This is a genomic window from Marinobacter sp. VGCF2001 (assembly GCF_049943275.1).
GTDB lineage: Bacteria > Pseudomonadota > Gammaproteobacteria > Pseudomonadales > Oleiphilaceae > Marinobacter.
This window is the reverse complement of sequence record NZ_JBNFVX010000001.1, coordinates 566778-588788: the sequence shown is the minus strand read 5'-3', so window position 1 is coordinate 588788 and position 22011 is coordinate 566778. Positions and strand designations below refer to the sequence as shown.

Genomic DNA, 22011 nt, shown 5'->3' with positions numbered 1-22011 from the left:
AGCCAGCTAACTAACAGTGAAGATGGTGACCAACTGATGTGGCAATTTTTTCATAAACTGGGTTCTCCCAAATGGTTTTTCGGGATTGCAACCCGGTTCATGCCCTGGTTGCTGGCTGCTGGTGCGATACTTCTTCTGGCCGGGGTGATCTGGGGGCTTGCGTTCGCTCCTAAAGATTACCTGCAAGGCAACAGCTATCGGATTATTTTTATCCATGTTCCTACCGCGTTTCTGGCCCAGTCGATTTATATCATGATGGCTGTGGCTGCCGTCGTTACCCTGGTCTGGCGGATGAAACTGGCCGATGTGTTCGTCAAGGCCGTGGCGCCGGTGGGGCTGATTTTCACCTTTCTTTCCCTGTTTACCGGCGCAGTCTGGGGTAAACCGACCTGGGGCACTTGGTGGGTGTGGGACGCCCGGTTGACCTCAATGCTTATTCTTTTGTTCCTGTATGGCGGAGCCATTGCGCTGGATCGTGCCATCAATGACGAAAAATCGGCAGCACGGGCCGTGGCCGTGCTTGTTCTTGTGGGGGTGGTGAACATTCCGATCATCCAGTATTCCGTTGAGTGGTGGAACACGTTGCACCAGCCATCCACGTTCAAGTTAACGGAAAAACCCTCCATGCCGGCCGAAATGTGGGTGCCGTTGCTGCTTTCGGTATTGGGTCTGTACTGTCTGTTTGGCTGGCTGGCCTGTTTGCGCATGAAAACGGAGATCGTGATGCGGGAACAGAAGACCCGTTGGGTAAGAGATCTGGTTTTGGCGGGGAGGGGTTAACCCATGGCATTCGAGTCCTTTTCTGCATTCCTGACGATGGAGGGCCATGGTGCCTATGTCTGGGGGTGTTACGGCGTTTTCTTTGTATTACTGGCTGGCTTGATGATCCGGTCAACCCGTCATTACCGGGCGGTTCTGAACGGATGCAAGCGCCGTTACCAGGAGCAGAACAATCAAGCCATGGGCGCCCGTCCAAACCAAGCCGCCACATTCGCTCGTGTTGAAGTTTCCCAAGACTAGACAGCAGGTAAGACATGCATCCGATCCGAAAAAAACGACTGACCATAGTGCTTTTCCTGGTGGCAGGCATCGCTATTGCGGTCGGGCTTACGACCTATGCCCTGAGGCAAAACATTAACCTGTTCTACGATCCGACCGAAATCGCTGCCGGTAACGCCCCGGTCGATGTCCGCATCCGGGCCGGCGGCATGGTTGAAGAAGGCAGCGTGCTGAGGGACCCCGACAGCCTGAAAGTGAACTTTCGCGTGACAGATTACAACTCGTCGGTGTCGGTGCAATACGACGGGATACTGCCGGATCTGTTTGCCGAAGGACAGGGTGTGGTTGCCATGGGGCGCCTGAACGGACAAGGCCTGTTTGTAGCCGATCAGGTATTGGCCAAGCACGATGAGAATTACATGCCACCGGAGGTGGCCGAGGCGCTGGAGCGCTCCTCGAAAGGGCAGCACAAGTCTGCCGATGTCGACAAAGCGGCAGAAACCACCGCGTATTGAGCGCTCAATTTATCTCTGACGTTGGAGAAACCCGATGTATCCGGAACTCGGACAGCTCGCACTGATTCTCTCGTTGCTGCTGGGAATCATGCTCTCGGTGGTGCCACTGGTGGGCGCTCTGACCGGGCGTGACAGTTTGCAGGCCTTTGCCAGACCGCTGGCGTCTGGCATGTTTGTTTTCACCGCCCTGGCGTTTGCCATCCTGACCCACGCCTTCCTGGTGGATGACTTTTCGGTGGCTTATGTCGCCAATAACAGCAACAGTATGTTGCCCTGGTACTACAAAATGAGTGCCGTCTGGGGCGGGCATGAAGGCTCGTTGCTGATGTGGATACTGATGTTGATTGGCTGGACTCTGGCTGTCGCCATTTTCAGCAGGAAGCTGCCCTCGGTGATGATCTCCCAGGTTTTGTCCGTTTTGGGCATGGTGTCTGTCGGGTTTCTGCTTTTCATTATTCTGACGTCCAATCCTTTTGATCGTTTACTGCCGAATGTCCCGGCGGACGGTCAGGATCTGAATCCGTTGCTGCAGGATATTGGCCTGATTATGCACCCCCCTATGTTGTACATGGGGTACGTGGGCTTTTCGGTCGCGTTTGCGTTTGCCATCGCAGCGCTGATTAACGGCCGGCTCGATGCTGCCTGGGCACGCTGGTCGCGCCCCTGGACCACCGTTGCCTGGTCTTTTCTGACGCTGGGCATCGCGCTGGGAAGCTGGTGGGCCTATTACGAGCTTGGCTGGGGCGGCTGGTGGTTCTGGGACCCGGTTGAAAACGCCTCATTGTTGCCCTGGTTGTCCGGCACGGCCCTGATGCACTCTCTGGCGGTGACCGAAAAACGCGGCGTGTTCAAGAGCTGGACCGTGTTGCTGGCCATCGTGACCTTCGCCCTCAGCCTTCTGGGTACATTCCTGGTGCGTTCCGGGGTGCTTACGTCAGTACACGCGTTTGCATCGGATCCGGAGCGGGGGAGCTTCCTGCTCGCCCTGCTGGGCATTACCATCCTTGCCAGCCTGACGCTTTACGCCTTCCGGGCACCGGTGGTGCACGTGCGCTCCCGTTACGGTTCAATGTCCCGGGAAGTGTTTCTGTTGCTCAACAACGTGCTGCTGGTCTCGGCGACGTTGCTGGTTGCCATCGGTACCCTTTACCCGCTGGTGCTGGACTATCTGGATCTGGGCAAACTGTCTATCGGTGAGCCTTTCTTCAATACCACCTTCAGCCCGCTGGCGGTTGCGACCGGCTTGTTGATGGGCGCCGGTATTTTCTCTCGCTGGAAAAAAACAGATGGTGGCTGGCTGGCCCGCAAGCTGCTTTGGCCGCTGGCGATCAGTCTTGTGGCCACCGGTGCGGTGATGCTCGGTTACGGGGGCTTTACGCCCTGGGCGTTCCTCGGCGTATTTGCCGCCGTGTGGGTAGCGGTCGCCACATTCTGGGACTTGTGGGACAAGTCCGCCTCACGGAATGGACGCTGGCACGGCCTGAAGCGCCAGTCGCGGAGCTACTGGGGCATGGTCCTGGGGCATTTGGGACTGGCCATGGTGATGGCCGGTGCCACGGTGGTCTCCAACTATGGCATCGAGCGGGACGTGCGTATGCAGCCGGGCGATCGGGCCATGGTGGGGGATTACGAGATTGTCTTTAAAGATATCGGCGAGCGTCGTGGCCCGAACTTTACGGCCCAATACGGCAGCTTTGATGTGTACCTTGATGGCAAGCTGGTGACCGATTTACATCCGGAAAAACGCCAGTATCCGGTAGGCATGAGTGTCATGACCGAAGCCGACATCGACGCAGGTCTGTTCCGGGATGTGTTTGTCGCCATTGGCGAGCGAATCACCGATGATGCCTGGGCCATTCGTCTGCAGTACAAGCCATTGGTCCGCTGGTTATGGCTCGGCTCTCTGGTGATGGCGATCGGTGGCTTCCTGGCCATTGCCGACAAACGCTACCGCATTCGGGAGCGGGACGAACAAGCCGTGAAAAGCGATATGCAGCCGGTGCCGGGTAAAACCGCGGAGGCCTCATCATGAAGCGCGTCTTGCTATTTCTGCCGCTTCTGATTGCGGTAGGCGTTGGCGTGTTCCTGTTTGCCGGCCTTGGCAAGGACCCCACCAAGCTTGAATCGGTGTTGGTGGGCAAACCTGTACCTGAGTTCAGCCTGGAATCCCTGAGTGATCCGGATGCCCGCATTACGCCTTCTGTTTTCGAAGGCGAGGTATCGTTGCTGAATGTCTGGGCAGAATGGTGCCCATCCTGCTGGGATGAGCATAAGTACCTGATGCAGCTTTCAAAAGACGAGGGTATGCGGATTGTCGGGTTGAACTACAAAGACCAGCGGGAAACGGCGTTCCGGTTTCTTAACCAGCTGGGCAATCCTTATGACACCATTATTTTTGATCCCAAAGGCTCGCTCGGTTTCGACCTGGGTGTGTATGGTGCGCCGGAAACCTTCGTGATTGATGCCGACGGGGTGGTGCGCTACCGCCATGTGGGTGTGGTAAACGAGAAGGTTTGGAAGGATATTCTGTTACCGGTGATTGTCGAGGCCAGGGGGAACAGTTGATGCGTTATTTACCAGTTATGCTGTGGGCTTTGCTGGCGGCAGTGTCTGGCCCGGTGTCTGCGGAGGTAGAGGAAGTCTACAACTTTGATACCCGGGCCGAGGAGCAACGCTATCAGCAGTTGATTTCGGAACTGCGATGCCCGAAGTGTCAGAACCAGAATATTGCGGATTCTAATTCACCCATTTCCTCTGATATGCGTGATGAGGTCTACCGCATGATGCAGCAGGGCCAATCGAACGACGCCATCGTGGGTTCACTGGTCGACCGTTTTGGAGAGTTCGTTCAGTACAAGCCTCCGGTGGATAGCCGCACTATTTTTCTCTGGGCGTTCCCGGCGATTGCTTCTATCGGCGGATTCCTGATTGTTCTGGGCGTGGTCTGGCGGGCTCGCCGGCGCGAGGATGAGCCTCCGCTGAGTGACGACGACCGGGCCAGGGCAGAACAGATTCTGGCTCGCCAGAGTGAACAGACCAAACGCTGATTACCCCATTCATTTCGAGACGTGACGATATTTCCATGACCGATACTTTCTGGATTGCCGGGACCGTACTCATTCTGGTTGCTCTGGCATTTGTGCTTTATCCAGTATTCTTCCATAAACCCCGGGCTCGCCTTGAGGCCGACCTTCGCAATCAGAACCTGCTGGCTTACCGGACCAGGCTGAAGGAATTGGAGAACGAACGCGATGCGGGGATTCTCGATGAAGACAGCTACCGGCAACTGAAAGAAGAGCTGGCTGGGGCGATGCTTGATGACGTGCCGGAGGATGCCGAGGTCGAGCCGCGCGTGCCCGGCCGCCGCAGCGCGATGGTGGTGGCACTGCTGGCATTGATCGTTTTGCCGGTTGGCACCTATTACGGCTATGAGCGGTGGGGCTCCCTGGATCAGGTGGAGCAGTTTATCGCCATGCAGGAAATGGGCGACGCTCAGGGTGACCAGGTGGCCCGCATGGTCGAACTGGCGGAACAGCTACGCCTTCGGCTTGAAGAAAGCCCGGAAAACCCGGATGGTTGGGCGATGTTGGGCCAAACCTATATGCGGATCGAACAATATGGGAAGGCGGCCGAGGCCTATCAGCGGCTCGCGGAAGTGATGGCTGAAGACACCAACGCCAGCGCTGTGGCGCTCGGCCTGGCTGCTCAGGCTACGTACTTCGGCAGTGAGGGTGAAATGACGCCGGCGGTCCGAGAGGCCATTGCGGCTGCCCGTGCCCTGAACCCGGATGAAGTGAATGCCCTGGGATTGATGGGTATCAGCGCCTTTGGCGACCAGAATTATCAGCAGGCCATCGAGTATTGGCAGCGTATCCTCGACGTTGCGCCGGATCATCCTCAGATAGCGGCCATCCGCGGAGGCATTGAGGAGGCCTATCGGCGCCTTGGCCAGACGCCACCAGAACAGACCGGAGCCGAGCCGCAGCAGCCGACCGGCCCAGGCGTTTCTCTCAGGGTGTCGCTCGATGATGGTCTGAAACGTGACATTGATAACGAGGCCGTGCTGTTTATTTTCGCGCGGCCTGCGGGAGCCTCGGGTGGCGCGCCGGTTGCGGTGGCAAAGCTGACCGCCGGCGATCTGCCGTCTGAGATCCGTCTGGATGATCGCTATGCGATGTCACCCGACTCGGCGATTTCCGGCCAGGATGATGTTGTTGTCGTGGCTCGTGTCAGCCGCTCCGGTAGCGTTAACCCACAACCCGGTGATTGGGAGGGCAGGGTTGAGGCCTCGGTGCTACCGGCATCGGAGGTTGAGCAACCGGTTGAACTGGTCATCAATCAGGAACTCACCAACTGAAAGCAAAAGCCCGTCGAAATGACGGGCTTTTTTTTCACTTTAACACCTTTCATCACGTTTTATCGCCCTGTGAGGTCTGCGGGATAAAGCGGTGCCAGGTCACTTCCGGACTGGGTTGGATGTTCAGGATTGTGTTTGCGCAGCTTGTGGAGCGCCTGTTTCAGCTGCTCCCGCGCCTCATCCGTGCCGCTCGTTGGCTGGCCAGAGTACAGACTGGCCTGGAAGTGCTCGAAGGCGGCGCCCAGGTGCTGATCATTGGTCAGTTTGACCAGATCTGACACCTGGTGAAACGTTTGTTTCGGGAATCGTAACCTGGCCCAGCGCAGCAGGTAAGCCGACGTTTGTCCGGCTTTCTGGTCAATGGCGCTGAGCAGAGCCTGAAAGGCCTGGCGTTCGTTAGCCGTTGCGCTGTCTGCCTCGGTGTCCCCGGGAGGTGTTGTTCTCCGGCGTGTTTGCCACCAGAGCGCGAGGGTCGCAAGCCAGAGCACAGCAAGCGCCATCGTGCTCCATACCCAGATTCCTTGACTGGTGTCTGGGCCCGGGGCCCTGGCTGGTTCCTGGGATGGGGCTTTTTCAGGTTTTTCGGTGGTCGGGGCCTGTGGGGGTATGGTTTGTCCGCTACCGGCAATCCGGATGCGCCGCTCGGGCAATACCGCTTCTTCCAGTTGGTCGGTATCGGTGTTCCACCAGGGTACGCGGACGGACGGCAAGATCACGTCGCCGCTCTTGACGGGCACGAGGGCGGTAACTTGTTGCAGTCTCGCGTTCAGGCCGTCTGCTGTGGTTTCTGTATTGCGCACGGGCTGTTCCGGATAGCTGCGAATCGCCTCGGGGACCTGCTGACGGATTGGTGGCAGCGCCTCGGCGGGTAATCCCTCTGCCTGTAATGTCAATGTCCGGCTCAGATTACTGCCGACCGAAACAGGCTCACCAGAGGGCAAGCCCTCGTCAAGCACGGCGAGATTGCTGGCCGGCAACCAGGGCTGATTTTCCGGATAAGCCTGGGGCACCGGTTTGACCGGCACATCGTAGAGCTGTTGTTGGTCACGCAGAAAGCGGAGCTTGCCGGCGGCATCCCGTGCCTGGCCCTCGAATCGTATGGGGGCCAATGTCAGGGTGCCCGGCGTTTGCGGGAAAATAGCATACTTCCGTTCGACCACCCGATAGCGGATGCCGTCGCGGTAACGGGTAAACTCCCGTTGCTGGCCCAGTGATTCGATGATCGCATCCGGGTGCTGGGGCTCCGACAATTCCCCCCGTATCAGGTTGCCGGAAAAGAACAGCTGGATGGTCAGTACCAGTTGTTCCTGAACGTAGACCTCGGCCTTGTCCGCAGAGAGTTCGATATAGCTGTCACGGGTTGCGGGGGACTGGTCTGGCGGCGTTCCGGAAATGACCTCGATGCTGACCGGGTCTGAAACCGCCTCTTTGAAGGTCAGCGCCGGAATACTCAGCGCGCCGGTACGGGTAGGCGCCAGTTGATAGGTCCAGGTTATTTCGCCCACCATTTCATTGTTGACGGTTTGCACGCTGTACCGCTGGTTACGGGCCAGAATCTCGAAATCCGGCTCCACTTTCTCGATGTCCGGTGAAGGCAGTTGCGACAGGTCGAAGCTGAACAGATTGCTCAGATTGATATCAATTTTCATCGAGCCCTTTACCGTCAGTGTTAATACCTCGCCCTCATAGAGCTGGGTTCGGTCCGGTTCAACGGTCAGTTTTTCCGTCGCGCTGGCCGCCACGGGAACGAGCATTGAAAAGATCAGAAATGCGAGTGAGAGCACGCGCGTTACCATGGTGTGTCGCCCTCATCAGGAGTTGTCTGTCGTTGTTGATACTGTTGCAGGAATTTGCGCTGCAACAAGCCACCGGGGTTGTCCGGAATACGGCGAAGCCACTGTTCCTGACCCTGGCTCAGGGGTTGTTCCGAGACTTCTGCAGGCGCAGTGGCGGCGCCCTGTGCCTGCCCGGAAGACTCTTCCGCGGGTGACTGTGGGTTTCCGGATTGCCCGGACTGCTCTTCTTCGGAGTCAGCATCTCCGGCGGTATCCTGTGGGTTTTCGTCGTTTGTACCCGGCTGCTGCTGGCTATTGGGTTGTTGGTGTTGATTCTCACCGGTGTTGCTCGGGGATTGTTCGCCGCGGTTGTTCTGACTTTTATCGCCCGGTTCCTCACCGGCGTTTTGCTGTCCGGAATCCTGCTTGTTTTTCGGCGGGGTATCGTTACCGTCACCGTCTCCCCGCGATTTTTTCTGTTGCTCGAGTAACGCTTGCACCAACTCCCGGTTAAAGCGGGCATCCGGAAACTCCGGTTGTTTGTCGAGTGCCTGCTGATAGGCCTGGATGGCCTGCTCCAGCTGACCGGCCTGGGCGAGGGCATTTCCACGGTTAAAATCGCCAATCGCGCCCTTCTGGTTAGTAAATGCTTCGGCGGCGGCTTCGTATTGGCCATCGCGGTAGAGGGCTGAGCCGCGCCATCCCGGTTGCTCCAAAATGGCTGAGGCGCGGGCCGGATCTTCGCGGATCAGTTCGGGGCCGCGCTGATCTTCACGTTGCCAGAGGCTGCCCCAGTCCATTGCTTGTGCCGGGCGGGGGCTGAGCGCAAGTGGAATCAGCGAAAGCGCAACAATAGCAAACGCCCCGCGGCGCCATGCCAGCAGGAGTAATGGCGTGACCAGCCATAACAGCCAGTAGCCATCGTCCTGCCACCGATCGACGGTAAGCTCTTGCTCGTCTGCCTGCCAATCGCCGGATCTGGCGGGCTCCAGGGCCAGCGCACGGATGTCCCGGTTATCCAGGGTTAACCGGTGGCTTTTGCCGCCATTGGCGCTGGCAAGTTGTGCCAGGCCATCCGGATCCGCTTTGCTTATGACAATGTTGCCGCCCTCCCGGATAAATCCGCGTTTTGCCAGAGGAATGGGGCCGCCATCGCGACTGCCGACTACCAGCGTGCTCAAGGGGTAGGCAGTGTCAGCCAGTTTCCGGCCTATTCTGCTGTATTGTGGTTGAGGGATGGTGTCGGAGATCAGCACCAGCCGGCCCTGGCCCGGTGCGCCCTGATCAAGCAGGTTGATGGCCAGATCCACCGCCAGGTCTGCCCGGTTGCCTTGCGCTGGCATAATCATCGGGTCAAGAACATCCAGCATGGCTTCGATGGTTCTGGTGTCGCCGGTCAGAGGAGTCACGGTGTGGGCATCCCCCGAGTAAACCACCAGGGCGGTCAGGCCCCCTTGTCGTTGCGCCAGGATATCCCGCACTTTTCGTTTTGCCAGGGTCAGCCGATCGGGTTCCACGTCGGTTGCCAGCATGGACAGAGAAAGATCGAGAAGAACAACCAGGCTGTCCTGGGGCTGTTTCAACGGTGTGGGCGCTTGCCGCCAGCTCGGACCGGCAAGGGCTACTGCCAGACAGGCCAGGGCGACACTCAGCGGAACCAGTGGCGACCGGCGCTCGCCGGCCGCGCCGGAGCCCCGCAAACGGACCAGAGGCTGCAACAGGCTGGCGGGAATGTATCTTGCCCATCCGGTATCCCCCCGGCGCAACCTGTGGCGGGTGACCACCAGCACCGGAAGCGCCAGCAGCAGCAATAACCACAAGGGGCGAAGAAAATGGAAGTCAGCCATGGCTTGCCTCCCCGTTGCCTTGGTCCCGGTGCCGCGCAGGCATTGCCCGGACCGCGATCAGTAGTAGCAGGAGCCCTGCGCTGAGTCCCGCCGGCCAGACATAGAGTTCCGTCACCGGCCGATAGAACTGGCCGTCCTGTTCTATCGGTTCAAGCTGATTGATGCTGTCGTAGATCATTTCCAGCTCTGGCAGACTGCGGGCCCGAAAGTAACGCCCACCGGTCTGCTGGGCCATTCGGGTCAGCAGTGCTTCATCAAGGTCCCGGGAGGGATTGACCCTTCGGGACCCGAGCAGCCCGCGCTGGATCATGGTGTCGGCGCCAATGCCAACGGTGTATAGCCTGACGCCGGCGGCTTGGGCAATATCGGAGGCTTTGTCGGGGCTGACCTGACCTGCCGTATTAGCACCATCGGTCAGCAGAATGACGACCCGCTGACCCTGTGGCCGCTCCCGCAGGCGCTTGACCGACAGCCCGATGGCATCGCCAATGGCCGTAGCCCGGCCTGCCATGCCCAGCCCGGCCTCAAACAGCAGGGTGCGGACAGTTTCCCGGTCGAAGGTCAGAGGGGCCTGCACATAAGGTTCCGAACCAAACAGAATCAGCCCCAGGCGGTCGCCTTCCCGCTGATCAATGAAGTCGTTCAGTACACGCTTCACGGCTTGTAAGCGGTTGATGCTGCGGCCCTGCCGCACCATGTCCTGTTCGTCCATACTCGGGGAAATGTCTACCACCAGCATCAGGTCTCTGCCGGTCACCGGCATTTGCACTTCCTCGCCAACAAACTGCGGGCGGGCGAGCGCCAGAACCAGGCTAAGCCATCCGGCCAGGAGCAGTAATGCTTGCCAGCGGGGAGTAACACGCCCCTGCCGGGTGACGCCCGGCATATCCGAAAGCCAGTGCCCAACGGGAATCACAGGAGCGTCCACCGGAGCTGTCTGCTGTCGTTTGCGCCCGGCAAACAGGAGCGGCAACAGCGCCAGCAGCAGCGCCCAGGGATAGGCCAGGCTGATCATGACTGTGCCTCCAGCCATTCTCTGGCGAAGGCCAGAGCCGGCCCGGTTTCGGCACTTGGCCGGGGCTGCCAGGCGCTGGCCACCATGGCCTCGACAACCGGCCGTGAGGCAATTCGATGGCCAGGCGCAGTCTCGAGCAAAAAATCAACCCACTGTTGTCCGGTCAGGGCCTGCGGCTGTCTGTTGGGATAGCGCTGCCGAGCAACCCGTTTAAGCAGGGTATTAAGCCCTGTGAACCATGCGGCAGAGGCATTGGCCGACTGTTCCAGTTGTTCTAGTTCGTGGCGGGCAGCCCGCTTCCAGCGCTGTTTCTGACGGTTTCGGAACCAAAGCCACAACAGGGTCGACACTGCGATCAGAAAAAACGTACCAAGCAGCCACCAGCCCGGCGCCGGGGGCCACCAGCCATCTGTGGCGGGCAACCGGATATCGCGCAGTTTTGCCAGAGGATCCTGCCCGTTCATGCGATCCGGCCTCCCGGCCCCAGCAGCAGGCGTAAGGCCGTTGCCGGGTCCTCCGCCGTAGAAAGGGTCGCTGAAATCACATTGGAGGCTCTGAAACAGTTCTCCAGGCGCTGCTCGTGGGACTCGATTTTCTGTTGCCAGGCTTTCTGGAACCTCGGGTTGGAGGCGTCAAACCAGACCGGCCCGTCAGGCCCGGCGACAGCAAACCTGCCGGAGGAGGGAAGGGCTTTTTCCAGTGGGTCCTGAATGCGTATGGCGCTGATAGAGTTGTGTCTGCTTATGGCCCCCATCAGGGTGGGAGTGTGCTCGGTGATATTCATAAAGTCGCTGACAATGAAGATTCTGGAGCCGGTGTGTGCCACCCGGCGGACCTCTGCCAGCGCCCTGTCCAATCCCGGGCCTGAGGCTTCGGGGCTTGGCGCGGGGGCCTCGCCACGGTGCTGATGAGTTGCCAGGTGGTCCAGCAGTCGCAGGACTGATTTTCTGCGACGAGCTGGCCGGAGCACTGCAAGGTCCTGATCGTTGAACACCAGGCCGCCCACCTGATCACCGGCCCAGAGCGCCAGCCAGGCAAGTAGCGCCGCTACCTGCGCACTGCGGACCTGTTTGTAAGCGCCGGTGCTGGCGAAATACAGGGTGGCACCGAGATCCACAATTAACAGTACCGGCCGCTCGCGCTCCTCTTCATAGAGTTTGGTGTGGGGCGATTGGCGCCTCGCTGTCACCCGCCAGTCGATGCTGCGAATATCGTCGCCGGGCTGATACTGACGCACTTCAGCGAAGGTCATGCCCCGTCCTTTCTGGCGCGACTGGCGAAGCCCGGCCTGGCGCGATCGCACCGGTTTTGCCGAGGGCAGCTTCAGGGCGCGCGCATCAGCCTGTAGGCGCACCAGCTGTGGCAGGCTGATGAATGTGTCTGGGCTGGTGGTGTCTGGCATTCTGCGGTTACTGCCTCCCTAACTCTGGTTTCAAGCAGCGACCGGAACCCGGTCTATCAACCGCTGTAGCACCGAATCTGCGGTCATTCCCTCGGCTTCGGCCTCGAAGGTCAGCAGTATGCGATGGCGCAGAACATCATAGGCCATGGCCTGGACATCGTCCGGGGTAACGTAGTCCCGGCCATCAAGCCAGGCCATTGCCCGGGCGCAGCGGTCGAGCGCGATGGTGCCACGGGGGCTGGCGCCGAAGGCGGTCCAGCGTGCCAGTTCGGGGTCCAGCGAGGCCGCATCCCGGGTGGCCAGTATCAGGGCCAGAAGGTATTGCTCTACCGATTCTGCCATGTGGATATCCGACACCGCCTGGCGAGCGGCCATGACATCGGTCTGGCTTAGACGAATGTCTACCTTCGGGATTCCCTGACGGTAGTCACTGCGAGCAAGGTGCAGAATCTCCCGTTCAGCATCGGCAGAGGGGTAGTCAATTACCACGTGCATCAGGAAACGGTCGAGCTGGGCTTCCGGTAACGGATAGGTGCCCTCTTGCTCAATCGGATTCTGGGTAGCCATAACCATAAACAGCTCTGGCAGCGGGAAGGTTTGCAGGCCGACGCTGATCTGGCGCTCACCCATGGCTTCGAGCAGGGCAGACTGGACTTTGGCCGGGGCGCGGTTGATTTCGTCAGCCAGCACCAGATTGTGAAAAATGGGGCCTTGCTGGAATTCGAAGGCGCCCGTCTCGGCGCGGTATATCTCGCTGCCGGTGACGTCAGAGGGCAAAAGATCCGGGGTGAACTGGATGCGGTGAAAGTCACCCTCGAGATGCTCGGCAAGGGCCTTTACCGCGGTGGTTTTTGCCAGCCCCGGCGCGCCTTCAACCAGAAGGTGGCCGTCGGCCAGGAGGGCAATCAGAAGCCGGTCAACGAGTTTTTCCTGGCCAATAATGCGTTTGCCCAATTGGGTTCTGAGATCACCGAATATTTGCTGTAACGACATGAAGTATCACTGCTCTTGATTTAGGAAAGGCTGCATAAGTGATTGCCGCAGTTTTGGCGTCTGGCCGGCAAAAATCAAGGGTTTGACTATGCTTATGTGACGATACCCTGATTACGTTTCTTTCACACAAACCAGAGGTTGAATATGAATGCGCTGACAATCGCCAGCAAGGATCAGTTTTTCGAGCAGTTGGCCGATGCGTTCTCAGAGAAAATCGCCAAAACCGAAGCGAAGAAAATCGCCGATTTTGCGCGACAGCATTATGCTCATATTCCCCTAGAGGAGCTGGTAAGCCGCCGCTTCTCGGATACCTACGGCGCCGTTCTGGCAGCCTGGCAGTTTTTGCAAAAGCGCAGCGCGGAGGAAACGCCGGTTTCGGTCTTCAATCCGGAGCTCGAAAGTGATGGCTGGCAGTCCACTCACACTGTTGTTTTCATCCTCCATCCCAATATTCCGTTTTTAATCGACTCCCTGCGTATGGCGATCAACAGCAGGGAAATTGGCACCCATTCAATCCAGCATTCCATCCTGCGTGTCGAGCGCGATGACAACGGCAAACTGAAAAAACTGCACACTACGAAAAAGCCTTCGAAGGATGCCGGTTACGAAGCCTTTATCGTGCTGGAAATTGACCGCCACAGTGCCCGGGAAGATCTGAGTGACCTTGAGCAGGCATTGCAGCAGGTGTTGCATGAAGTTCGTATTGCGGTCAGCGATTTCCCGGTTGTGAAAGACAAAGTCAGCGAAATTCTTAATGAGCTGGACGCCACCACAGCGGGAATCAGCGGCGAGGAAAAAGAGGAAGCCCGGGCATTCCTGCAATGGCTGGTTGATGATCACTTCACCTTCCTCGGATACGATGAGTATGACTTCGCCACCGACAAGCAGGGAATGGCGGTGCGACGGGTTGATAACTCGGAGCTGGGCATTCTGCGGGTTAACAACGAGCGCCCGGATCAGGTCCGTCTGAACGAGCTGCCTCAGCGCACGCGCCACGAAATGACCCGTTCCGATGATATTTTTATCTTTGCCAAGTCGGCCCAGCGATCGCGGGTTCACCGGCCAGCCTACCCGGATTACATTGCGGTCAAGAAGTTCAACAGCAAAGGCGAAGTGGTGGGGGAACGCCGCTTCCTGGGTTTGTATACCGCCCGGGTATATAACGAACGTCCGGACGAAATCCCGCTGTTGCGGCGCAAGTTCCAGACGGTGATGAAGCGTTCCGGGTTCCTGACGGACGATTACGCTGGCAAGGAGCTGGAGCAGATTCTGACGCTGTACCCACGGGATGAATTGTTCCAGATCGAAACCGACGAGCTGTTGCGGGTCGCGAAAAATATCCTGTATATCCAGGAGCGCCGTCGGATCGAATTGTTTATCCGTGAAGACGTTTATGGTCAGTTTGTAACCTGCCTGGCGTTCTTCCCGAGGGATATCTATAACACCGAGCTGCGCCTGAAAGTTGAACAGGTTTTGCTGGACCGGTTGCAGGCCGAGGACATCGAATTCGTCACCCATTTCTCCGAGTCGGTACTGGCTCGCGTGCAGTTCACCATTCGCGTACCCCAGGTGGAAAACCGGGAACTGCCGTTGGCGGAAATCCGTGATCGGGTCATTGATCTGGCCCAGTCCTGGCGTGACGGGCTAAGCGAGGCTTTAAGCGAAACCTACGGGGAGGAGCAGGGCAACGATTTGTATCGGGTGTGGGCCGGCGGGTTTCCGGCAAGCTACACCGATATGTTCTCGCCCCGCAGGGCAGCCATAGACCTTGAACATATCACCGCCTCGGCCCGTGATAATGATCTGGCCATGAGTTTCTACCGGGCCCTTGAGGAAGACGAGAACACCCTGCATTTCAAACTCTTCTATCCCAATGAGCCCCTGCCGTTGTCGGATGTCATGCCGATTTTCGACAACCTTGGTTTCCGGGTAATTGGTGAGCATCCGTTTGAGGTGACTGACCGCGCCGGCAAGACCGTTTGGATACACGATTTCACGCTGCAGTCCCACACCGGCAAGGTGGTGGATATCCACCGTATCCGGCCGATTTTTGAGGATCTGTTCCGTCGGGTTTGGCACGGTGATGCCGAAAATGATGCCTTCAACCGGCTGTTGCTGTCTTCCTACATGAGTTGGCGGGAAATCGCGCTGTTGCGCACCTATGCCCGCTATATGCGCCAGATCCGCTTCTCCAACAGTCAGACGTTTATTTCCAATACCCTGGTGAATCACGTCAACCTGACCCGGATACTGCTCGACTACTTTGAGGTGCGCTTCAATCCAGATCGCGTCAAGAGCAAAGGCAAGAGTGAGGCGGCCCAGCAGAAACTCGAGATTGAGTTCAATGCCGGTTTGGACGAGGTGGAAAACCTCAGTGAAGACCGCGTACTCCGGCTGTTTCTGGAGTTGATGCAGGCAACCCTGCGCACGAACTATTATCAGCCCGACGGCGAAGGGCAGCCCAAGCCTTACATCAGTGTGAAGTTTGACCCCTCCCGGATTCCGGATATGCCGCTGCCGCTGCCGGTTTATGAAATTTTTGTCTATTCCCCGCGTGTCGAGGGTGTGCACCTGCGTGGCGGCAAAGTGGCCCGTGGCGGCCTGCGCTGGTCTGACCGCTTTGAGGACTACCGCACGGAGATTCTGGGCCTGGTCAAGGCTCAGCAGGTTAAGAATGCGGTGATTGTGCCGGTGGGCGCCAAGGGCGGCTTTGTCGCCAAGCGCCTGCCCGACCCCTCCGACAGGGAGGCGTTCCAGGCCGAGGGTATCGCGGCGTACAAAACCTTTATCCGGGGGCTGCTGGACATCACCGACAATCTGGTGGACGCCGGCATCCAGCCGCCGGAGCGGGTCGTGCGTCAGGACGAGGATGACCACTACCTTGTGGTTGCCGCTGACAAGGGCACTGCTACCTTCTCCGACATTGCCAACGGCCTGGCGGCGGAGTATGGATTCTGGATGGGCGATGCCTTTGCGTCGGGAGGCAGTAACGGCTACGACCACAAGAAGATGGGGATTACCGCGCGTGGGGCCTGGGTATCGGTCGAGCGGCATTTCCGGGAGATGGGTATCAACCCGGCCGAGGACGAGTTCACCGCCATAGGCATCGGCGACATGGGCGGGGACGTCTTTGGTAACGGCCTGTTGTGCTCGGAGAAGGCCCGTTTGGTGGCCGCCTTCAACCACATCCACATTTTCATTGATCCGGAGCCGGATGCAGAGCGCAGCTACAAAGAGCGTAAGCGATTGTTCGAGCTGCCGCGTTCTGCCTGGACCGATTACGACACCAAGCTCATTTCCAAGGGCGGTGGCGTATTCAGCCGGAATGCCAAATCGATTCCCGTCAGTGCGGAAATGAAAAAGTTGCTGGGCATCAAGGCCGATCGTGTGCCGCCCAATATGCTGATAAGCCATATTCTGAAGGCGCAGGCAGACCTGCTCTGGATTGGCGGTATTGGCACCTATGTTAAGGGCAGTGGCGAGAGCCATTCGGATGTCGGCGACAAGGCCAATGATGGTCTACGGATTAACGGTGGTGAGCTGCGCTGCAAGGTTGTGGGTGAGGGCGGCAACCTCGGTTTCACGCAGATGGGGCGAATTGAGTACGCGCTGAAAGGCGGCCGCCTGAACACGGACTTCATTGATAACTCCGGTGGTGTTGATTGTTCGGACCACGAAGTAAACATGAAGATCCTGCTCAACCGTGCCGTGGCCATGGGTGATCTGACCGGTAAGCAGCGCAACGTCATGCTTGAGGAAATGACCGACGATGTGGCCAGGCTGGTTTTGAAGAACAACTACCGTCAGACCCAGGCCATCAGTATTGCCAGCGAAGATGCCGCCATCCGGCTGGAAGAATACCGCCGGCTGATGAACACGTTCGAGAATGAGGGCAAGCTGAACCGCGCGCTGGAGTTCCTTCCGGATGACGAAACCCTGTCTGAGCGCAAGCTGGCCAAGAAAGGGCTGACACGGCCCGAGTTGTCGGTGCTGATCTCTTATGTCAAAGGTGATCTCAAGCAGGTATTGATTGAAAGCACTTTGCCGGACGACCCGTTACTGGCTGGAGAAATGTACAAGGTGTTCCCCCGGGAACTGACCAAGAACTTTTCCAGGGAGCTGGGCGAGCACCAGTTGCGGCGGGAAATTATCGCCACGCAGATTGCCAACGATATGGTCAATCACATGGGGATTACGTTTGTCGAACGTCTGAACCAGTCTACCGGTGCTGATCCGGCGTCGATCGCCCTTGCCTGGATCATTACCAGGGATGTGTTCCGCATTGACAGCTGGTGGGACAAGATTGAGGCGCTGGATTACCACGTTTCTGCAGACCTGCAAATGGAATTGATGCAGGACCTGATGCGCCTGATGCGGCGCTCCGTGCGCTGGCTGCTGCGCAATCGCAGGGCGGAGCTGAATATCCAGACCCACATGGAACGCTTTGCGGACAGTGTCTGGGCGATCACTTCCGGGCTGCCGGAGTATCTTGGGGAGCAGGCGCGTGTTAACTGGGAAAAACGGCACGACGAACTGGCAGCCGCTGGCTTGCCCAAGGAGCTTGCTTCTGTTCTGGCGGGTACGGGGTATCTGTACTCGTCCCTTGGCATTATCGAAGCCCAGGAGGCCACGGGGATGCCTCTGAAAACGGTTGCCAATCTGTATTACGACCTGGGGGACCGCCTTGACCTGACCTGGTTCGCCGACGCGGTGGCCGGGCTGACACCGAGCTCCCATTGGCAGGCTCTGGCCAGGGAAAGTTTCCGGGAAGACCTGGACTGGCAGCAGCGGGCGCTGACAACGGGCGTTCTGAAAATGGCACAAAGCCCGGAAAATGTGGCCGAGAGTGTGCAAATCTGGAGCGAGCGTCACAAGCCCATGATTGCACGGTGGAATACTATGTTGTCGGAGCTTAAAGGAGTCAGGGAGCCGGAATACGCCATGTTTTCGGTGGCGCTGAGAGAGCTTCTGGATCTGGCGCAGAGCACCATGCATCATAATCCGGACGACGCCACCAACTGACTATTGCGTTATGCCGTTGATTCCCGTTCAATTCCGCAGCGGGAATCAACAGCAGGAGCAGCTCGACCATGGCACCACTGAAGCAACTACTCGACAAGAACCGGGCCTGGGCCAACGGCATAAAGTCGGTAGACCCCAAGTTTTTCGACCGCTTGTCGAACCAGCAGGCACCGGAGTATCTGTGGATTGGTTGTGCCGATAGTCGGGTCCCTGCCAACCAGATTGTGGACCTGCTGCCCGGTGAGCTGTTTGTGCATAGAAACGTGGCAAACGTGGTTGTACACACGGATTTTAATTGCCTTTCGGTGCTGCAGTTCGCTATCGAGGTATTGAAGGTCAAGCATGTGCTGGTGGTTGGCCATTACGGCTGTGGTGGCGTTCGCGCTGCCTTGTTGAATGAAGGTTTTGGCCTGATCTCCAACTGGTTGCGGCACGTTCAGGACGTCCGCGACCGCCACCAGAATGTGTTGGATGCCATCCCGAATGTGCAGGACCGGGTTGATCGCCTGTGTGAGCTGAACGTGGTTGAGCAGGTGGGGCACGTTTGTCAGAACAATATCGTGCAGGAAGCCTGGCGCCGCGGCCAGCCTCTGACCGTCCATGGCTTTGTCTACGACGTGGCAGACGGTTTACTGCGGGACATGGGGTTGTCCATCACCAGTGAGGCGGACAGGGAAAGTATTCGTCAATCCAGCCTCGATGAGCTTATTGAGCGGCCGGTTCGGTCCGGGCGTCAAAAAACATGATCCTCAGAATGTAAAAAAACGTCAAAAAAGTGATGTTCGTCACTTTATGACCCATAGTGTCATCACACAAGTGACCCTCTGCGTCTGTTACAATAGCGCTTGTAAGCAGAAAGGGAGGTGAACCATGAAAGAACTGATGCAGAAAGCTCTGCAGGCACTGGGCAATCGCAGAAATGAAAGTTCTGCCATGGACAGCGCGAGAACGGACGCCAAGCGCAATGAAGCCCGCAATCCCGAGGATTGGGGGATGTCTCCGGAAGATGCCCTCAGGGTGGGTACGGTGGCGCGCTACAAGTAAGCCTGCGCGCTTTTTCGGGCGTGCCCCGGCGGCCGCCATCAGAAGAGCCCCGATAGATGCAACAGGGCAGACTCGGGGCTTTTTTCCGGTTAGCATACGCGGTTCATTATTCTGACAATGGCCCGTTTCCCATGTCCGCATTACCCAACACCCACGAAGTCTTGCTCCGTAACCTGAACCTGGTGGAAGGCCGTCCGGCTTTGCTGGGCGTCAGCGATGCCGGTCTGTTGCCAGAATGCCCTGTTCCGGGTTTGGCCATGACTGAGCACGCCGGCCTGTGGCAGAGCCTTGCTGGTGATACGGTTTGGGAAGGATGTTACGGCTACGAACCAGAGCCGTCGCAGGGCGGGAGCTATGACACCGTGGTGGTGTTTTTACCCAAGGCGCGGGCCGAATTCGAACTGCGGCTGGCGCTGGCACGATATCTTGCCGCACCGGGTGCTGTGCTGCTGGTCATCGGCGAGAAAAAGGAAGGCATTGCCGGTGCAATAAAACAGTTTTCTGCTGTCGCTGGCGATGTCGTCAAAGTGGATAGCGCCCGGCACTGCCAGGTTTGGTCTGGTCGGAACGTTGATGCGTTGTCCCGGTTTCGGCTGGCCGACTGGCTGGACTGGTCCAGAGTGGACTGTGCCGGGGTCGAGCTTTCGGTTGCCGGTTTGCCGGGAGTGTTTAGTGTCGGGCGCCTGGATGACGGCACCCGCCTGTTGCTGGAAACTCTGGCGGAGTCTCCGCTGACGGCGGATCGTGTGTTGGATTTTGCCTGCGGGGCCGGTGTCATCGGTGCCTGGCTGCACGGATTTCGTCGTGTGTCCGGAGGCTCGCCGATACGGGTAGATGGAATTGAAGTTCAGGCTCAGGCGGTTTTTTCTGCACGGCAAACCTATCTCAACGCGGGGGTGAGCGGTGATATTTTTGCGGCCGACGGTTTGGCTGCCATCAAGGAAAGCTGGCCGGCAGTCGTCAGTAACCCGCCGTTTCATTCCGGGGTGAAGACCGACACATCCATGACCGAGCAATTTCTTTCCCAGGTAGCGAGGCATCTTGCCCCGGGGGGCGAGTTGAGGTTGGTTGCCAACAGTTTTTTGCCTTACGAGGCGTTGATCCGGCGTTATGTCGGCCCGGTTGAAAAACTGGCGCAAAACCGGCGCTTTACGGTTTATCGAGCCGTTCGCAAAACGCTCGGCTGAGGGGCGGGCAAAAAAGCCTGAAAGCGCCGATATTTTCAGACACAGATAGCGGATTCCTGACATGACAACAGCCAGATTTCAGGCTCCGACGGGTGAGCTTTGTCTTGCAAGGCCGGGGGGTGCCGCTGGATTGCGCGCCTGGGACGCTGCCGACGAGCTGCTGCTGGCGTCGGTTGAGCCCTACCGGGCAACTGGCCAGCGGGTTCTGGTGGTGGACGATCAATTCGGTGCGCTGACACTCGGTCTGGCCGGGCAGGGTATCCATTCGGTTGCCGACAGTGCGGCACTTGCAGGCGCGCTGGTGGTGAATGCGGCACTGAACCCGGGCAAGAGCGAAGATTATTTCGTGGCTGACTGGCGCTCTCCGCCCTCGGGTCCGTTTGATCTGGTGTTGTTGCGTATACCCCGGCAGGCTGGTTACCTGGCCTGGCTATTGCGCTGGCTAAACAGTGTGCTGGCGGAGGATGGAGTTCTGCTTGCCGGCGGAATGATCAAACATTTGCCGGATCGCAGCACCGATGTGTTTGCGGATGCGGTGGTCACCGAGCAGGTTTTGCCGGCCCGAAAAAAGGCAAGAGTCGTCGTCTGCCGCCGGGGTGCTGCCCGGTTGGAGTCGTGGCCGGAGCAATGGCGAGGTTATCGGCTGGACGCATTGCCGGGCCCTATTGAGGCGTTGCCCGCCGTTTTTGCCCGGGATAAGCTCGATATTGGTACCCGGGAATTGCTGCCGTGGGTACCGGGGGCCGTTGGCCAGATTACGTCATCGGGCCGGGTTCTGGATCTGGCCTGCGGCAACGGTGTGCTCGGCTTGACGGCTCTGGCCAGCGGGCAATCGGTAGACGTTCATTTCAGTGATGTGTCCAGCCAGGCTATTGCCAGTGTTGAGCACAATCTTGAGCAGAGTTTGGGCAGGAAAAATGCGTTTCTGTGGCATCGGGATGGTCTTGCTGAGGATATGCCCGACTTCGATTTGATTCTTCTGAACCCTCCGTTCCATGAACGCGGTGTGGTTGGCGACCATATCGCTCTGCGATTATTTTCGGGTGCCGCCAAACATCTGGCGCCTGGAGGGCGTGTGTTGGTGGTCGGAAACCGCCATCTGGGATACCACCGCTCCTTAAGGCAGTATTTCAATCGGGTTGAGCAGAGAGCGGCAAGCCCCAAATTCGTGGTATTTGAGGCCTGGAACAGCACTCAGTGACTCAGAGCCCCGCCGGGCGGTCGTAGCCGAGACGGGCCAGGGTGTCGACGATCGTCTGGGTCTGGCTATCGATTTCGATATTGACCTTTTGTTCGCGGCTAACCTGGCCAAAGGTGGTGGCCCTCAATGTCTCCGGAATCAGATGCACATTAAAGCGATTGCCCTCTACTTCACCGATTGTCAGGCTGGCGCCGTTGATGGCGATGTAGCCTTTGGGAAAAACGTACTTCATCCAGGCTTCCGGCAATTCGAACCACAGGGTAACGTTATTTTCCGGGCGCACGATCTCGACAATGGTGGCGGTTGTGTGGACATGGCCGCTGAGGAGGTGGCCGCCAATTTCGTCGCCGATGCGGGCAGCGCGTTCGAAGTTGATGCTGTCTCCGGGCTTCAGATCACCAAGGGTGGTCAGGCGAAGGGTTTCCTGCATCGCGTCGAAATACAGGTTGCTGCCTTCCTGCCGGGTAACGGTCAGGCAGGTTCCGTTGATAGCGACCGAGGCACCGATGGTGACGCCCTTGACCTGCTCTTGCGGAAACTCGATCACGAAAGTGCTCAGGCCGGGAGCCGAAATGACGTCCTGAACCTGTGCCATACCCTGAACGATACCGGTAAACATACGTGCTCTCCTGAAAATCGCTGATGGGCGCAAGC

General features: G+C 58.4%; 19 protein-coding genes. 12 read left to right on the top strand and 7 right to left on the bottom strand.

Annotation, left to right across the window (positions count from 1 at the left end; all coding sequences use genetic code 11):
* The first annotated feature begins 36 nt into the window (after positions 1 to 36).
* Genes ACP2AU_RS02730 through ccmI form a run of 7 tightly spaced genes read left to right on the top strand, consistent with a single transcriptional unit; the run spans position 37 to position 5871 of the window.
* Positions 37 to 780, top strand: coding sequence for a heme ABC transporter permease (locus ACP2AU_RS02730; protein ID WP_426374240.1), 744 nt, complete (start codon positions 37 to 39; stop codon positions 778 to 780).
* A gap of 3 nt (positions 781 to 783) precedes the next feature.
* The gene (gene ccmD / locus ACP2AU_RS02725) at positions 784 to 1020 is read left to right on the top strand and encodes a heme exporter protein CcmD (RefSeq protein WP_426374239.1); all 237 of its coding nucleotides are present in this window, start codon (positions 784 to 786) and stop codon (positions 1018 to 1020) included.
* A gap of 14 nt (positions 1021 to 1034) precedes the next feature.
* Positions 1035 to 1514, top strand: coding sequence for a cytochrome c maturation protein CcmE (gene ccmE, locus ACP2AU_RS02720; protein WP_426374238.1), 480 nt, complete (start codon positions 1035 to 1037; stop codon positions 1512 to 1514).
* 34 nt (positions 1515 to 1548) lie between these two features.
* A complete protein-coding gene (locus ACP2AU_RS02715; protein ID WP_426374237.1) occupies positions 1549 to 3546 on the top strand; it encodes a heme lyase CcmF/NrfE family subunit in 1998 nt (665 codons plus the stop codon).
* The gene (locus tag ACP2AU_RS02710) at positions 3543 to 4079 is read left to right on the top strand and encodes a DsbE family thiol:disulfide interchange protein (RefSeq protein WP_426374236.1); all 537 of its coding nucleotides are present in this window, start codon (positions 3543 to 3545) and stop codon (positions 4077 to 4079) included. The genes ACP2AU_RS02715 and ACP2AU_RS02710 overlap by 4 nt, the downstream gene beginning before the upstream one ends.
* A complete protein-coding gene (locus tag ACP2AU_RS02705; protein WP_426374235.1) occupies positions 4079 to 4561 on the top strand; it encodes a cytochrome c-type biogenesis protein in 483 nt (160 codons plus the stop codon). Before ACP2AU_RS02710 ends, ACP2AU_RS02705 begins: the two co-directional genes overlap by 1 nt.
* A gap of 35 nt (positions 4562 to 4596) precedes the next feature.
* Positions 4597 to 5871 carry a c-type cytochrome biogenesis protein CcmI gene (gene ccmI, locus ACP2AU_RS02700; protein WP_426374234.1) on the top strand — a complete coding sequence of 425 codons (1275 nt, stop codon included), beginning with the start codon at positions 4597 to 4599 and terminating at the stop codon, positions 5869 to 5871.
* 59 nt (positions 5872 to 5930) lie between these two features.
* Here the strand turns inward: ccmI and ACP2AU_RS02695 are convergent, their stop codons facing one another.
* Genes ACP2AU_RS02695 through ACP2AU_RS02670 form a run of 6 tightly spaced genes read right to left on the bottom strand, consistent with a single transcriptional unit; the run spans position 5931 to position 12903 of the window.
* Positions 5931 to 7667, bottom strand: a complete 1737-nt coding sequence (locus tag ACP2AU_RS02695; protein ID WP_426374233.1) for a BatD family protein — start codon at positions 7665 to 7667, stop codon at positions 5931 to 5933.
* The gene (locus ACP2AU_RS02690; RefSeq protein ID WP_426374232.1) at positions 7661 to 9493 is read right to left on the bottom strand and encodes a VWA domain-containing protein; all 1833 of its coding nucleotides are present in this window, start codon (positions 9491 to 9493) and stop codon (positions 7661 to 7663) included. The genes ACP2AU_RS02695 and ACP2AU_RS02690 overlap by 7 nt, the downstream gene beginning before the upstream one ends.
* Positions 9486 to 10508, bottom strand: coding sequence for a vWA domain-containing protein (locus ACP2AU_RS02685; protein ID WP_426374231.1), 1023 nt, complete (start codon positions 10506 to 10508; stop codon positions 9486 to 9488). Before ACP2AU_RS02685 ends, ACP2AU_RS02690 begins: the two co-directional genes overlap by 8 nt.
* A complete protein-coding gene (locus ACP2AU_RS02680; RefSeq protein ID WP_426374230.1) occupies positions 10505 to 10972 on the bottom strand; it encodes a DUF4381 domain-containing protein in 468 nt (155 codons plus the stop codon). Before ACP2AU_RS02680 ends, ACP2AU_RS02685 begins: the two co-directional genes overlap by 4 nt.
* A complete protein-coding gene (locus ACP2AU_RS02675; RefSeq protein WP_426374229.1) occupies positions 10969 to 11910 on the bottom strand; it encodes a DUF58 domain-containing protein in 942 nt (313 codons plus the stop codon). Before ACP2AU_RS02675 ends, ACP2AU_RS02680 begins: the two co-directional genes overlap by 4 nt.
* Before the next feature lie 30 nt (positions 11911 to 11940).
* Positions 11941 to 12903: an AAA family ATPase gene (locus ACP2AU_RS02670; protein ID WP_426374228.1), complete on the bottom strand. Its 963-nt coding sequence runs from the start codon at positions 12901 to 12903 to the stop codon at positions 11941 to 11943.
* Between the two features lie 144 nt (positions 12904 to 13047).
* Here ACP2AU_RS02670 and ACP2AU_RS02665 point away from each other — a divergent pair, with 144 nt between their 5' ends.
* The 5 genes from ACP2AU_RS02665 to ACP2AU_RS02645 all read left to right on the top strand — a co-directional run bounded on the left by ACP2AU_RS02665 (position 13048) and on the right by ACP2AU_RS02645 (position 21357).
* Positions 13048 to 17925 carry an NAD-glutamate dehydrogenase gene (locus ACP2AU_RS02665; protein WP_426374227.1) on the top strand — a complete coding sequence of 1626 codons (4878 nt, stop codon included), beginning with the start codon at positions 13048 to 13050 and terminating at the stop codon, positions 17923 to 17925.
* A 68-nt stretch (positions 17926 to 17993) separates the two neighbouring features.
* A complete protein-coding gene (can, locus tag ACP2AU_RS02660; protein WP_426374226.1) occupies positions 17994 to 18671 on the top strand; it encodes a carbonate dehydratase in 678 nt (225 codons plus the stop codon).
* Between the two features lie 124 nt (positions 18672 to 18795).
* The gene (locus ACP2AU_RS02655) at positions 18796 to 18969 is read left to right on the top strand and encodes a hypothetical protein (RefSeq protein WP_426374225.1); all 174 of its coding nucleotides are present in this window, start codon (positions 18796 to 18798) and stop codon (positions 18967 to 18969) included.
* A gap of 131 nt (positions 18970 to 19100) precedes the next feature.
* The gene (locus tag ACP2AU_RS02650; protein ID WP_426374224.1) at positions 19101 to 20156 is read left to right on the top strand and encodes a methyltransferase; all 1056 of its coding nucleotides are present in this window, start codon (positions 19101 to 19103) and stop codon (positions 20154 to 20156) included.
* 61 nt (positions 20157 to 20217) lie between these two features.
* On the top strand, positions 20218 to 21357 hold the full coding sequence (locus ACP2AU_RS02645) for a class I SAM-dependent methyltransferase (protein ID WP_426374223.1): 1140 nt from the start codon (positions 20218 to 20220) through the stop codon (positions 21355 to 21357).
* A gap of 1 nt (position 21358) precedes the next feature.
* On the opposite strand, the gene ACP2AU_RS02640 is transcribed toward ACP2AU_RS02645, so the two are convergent.
* Complete coding sequence (locus ACP2AU_RS02640; protein WP_426374222.1) at positions 21359 to 21976, bottom strand: riboflavin synthase subunit alpha; 618 nt, start codon at positions 21974 to 21976, stop codon at positions 21359 to 21361.
* Positions 21977 to 22011 lie beyond the last annotated feature (35 nt).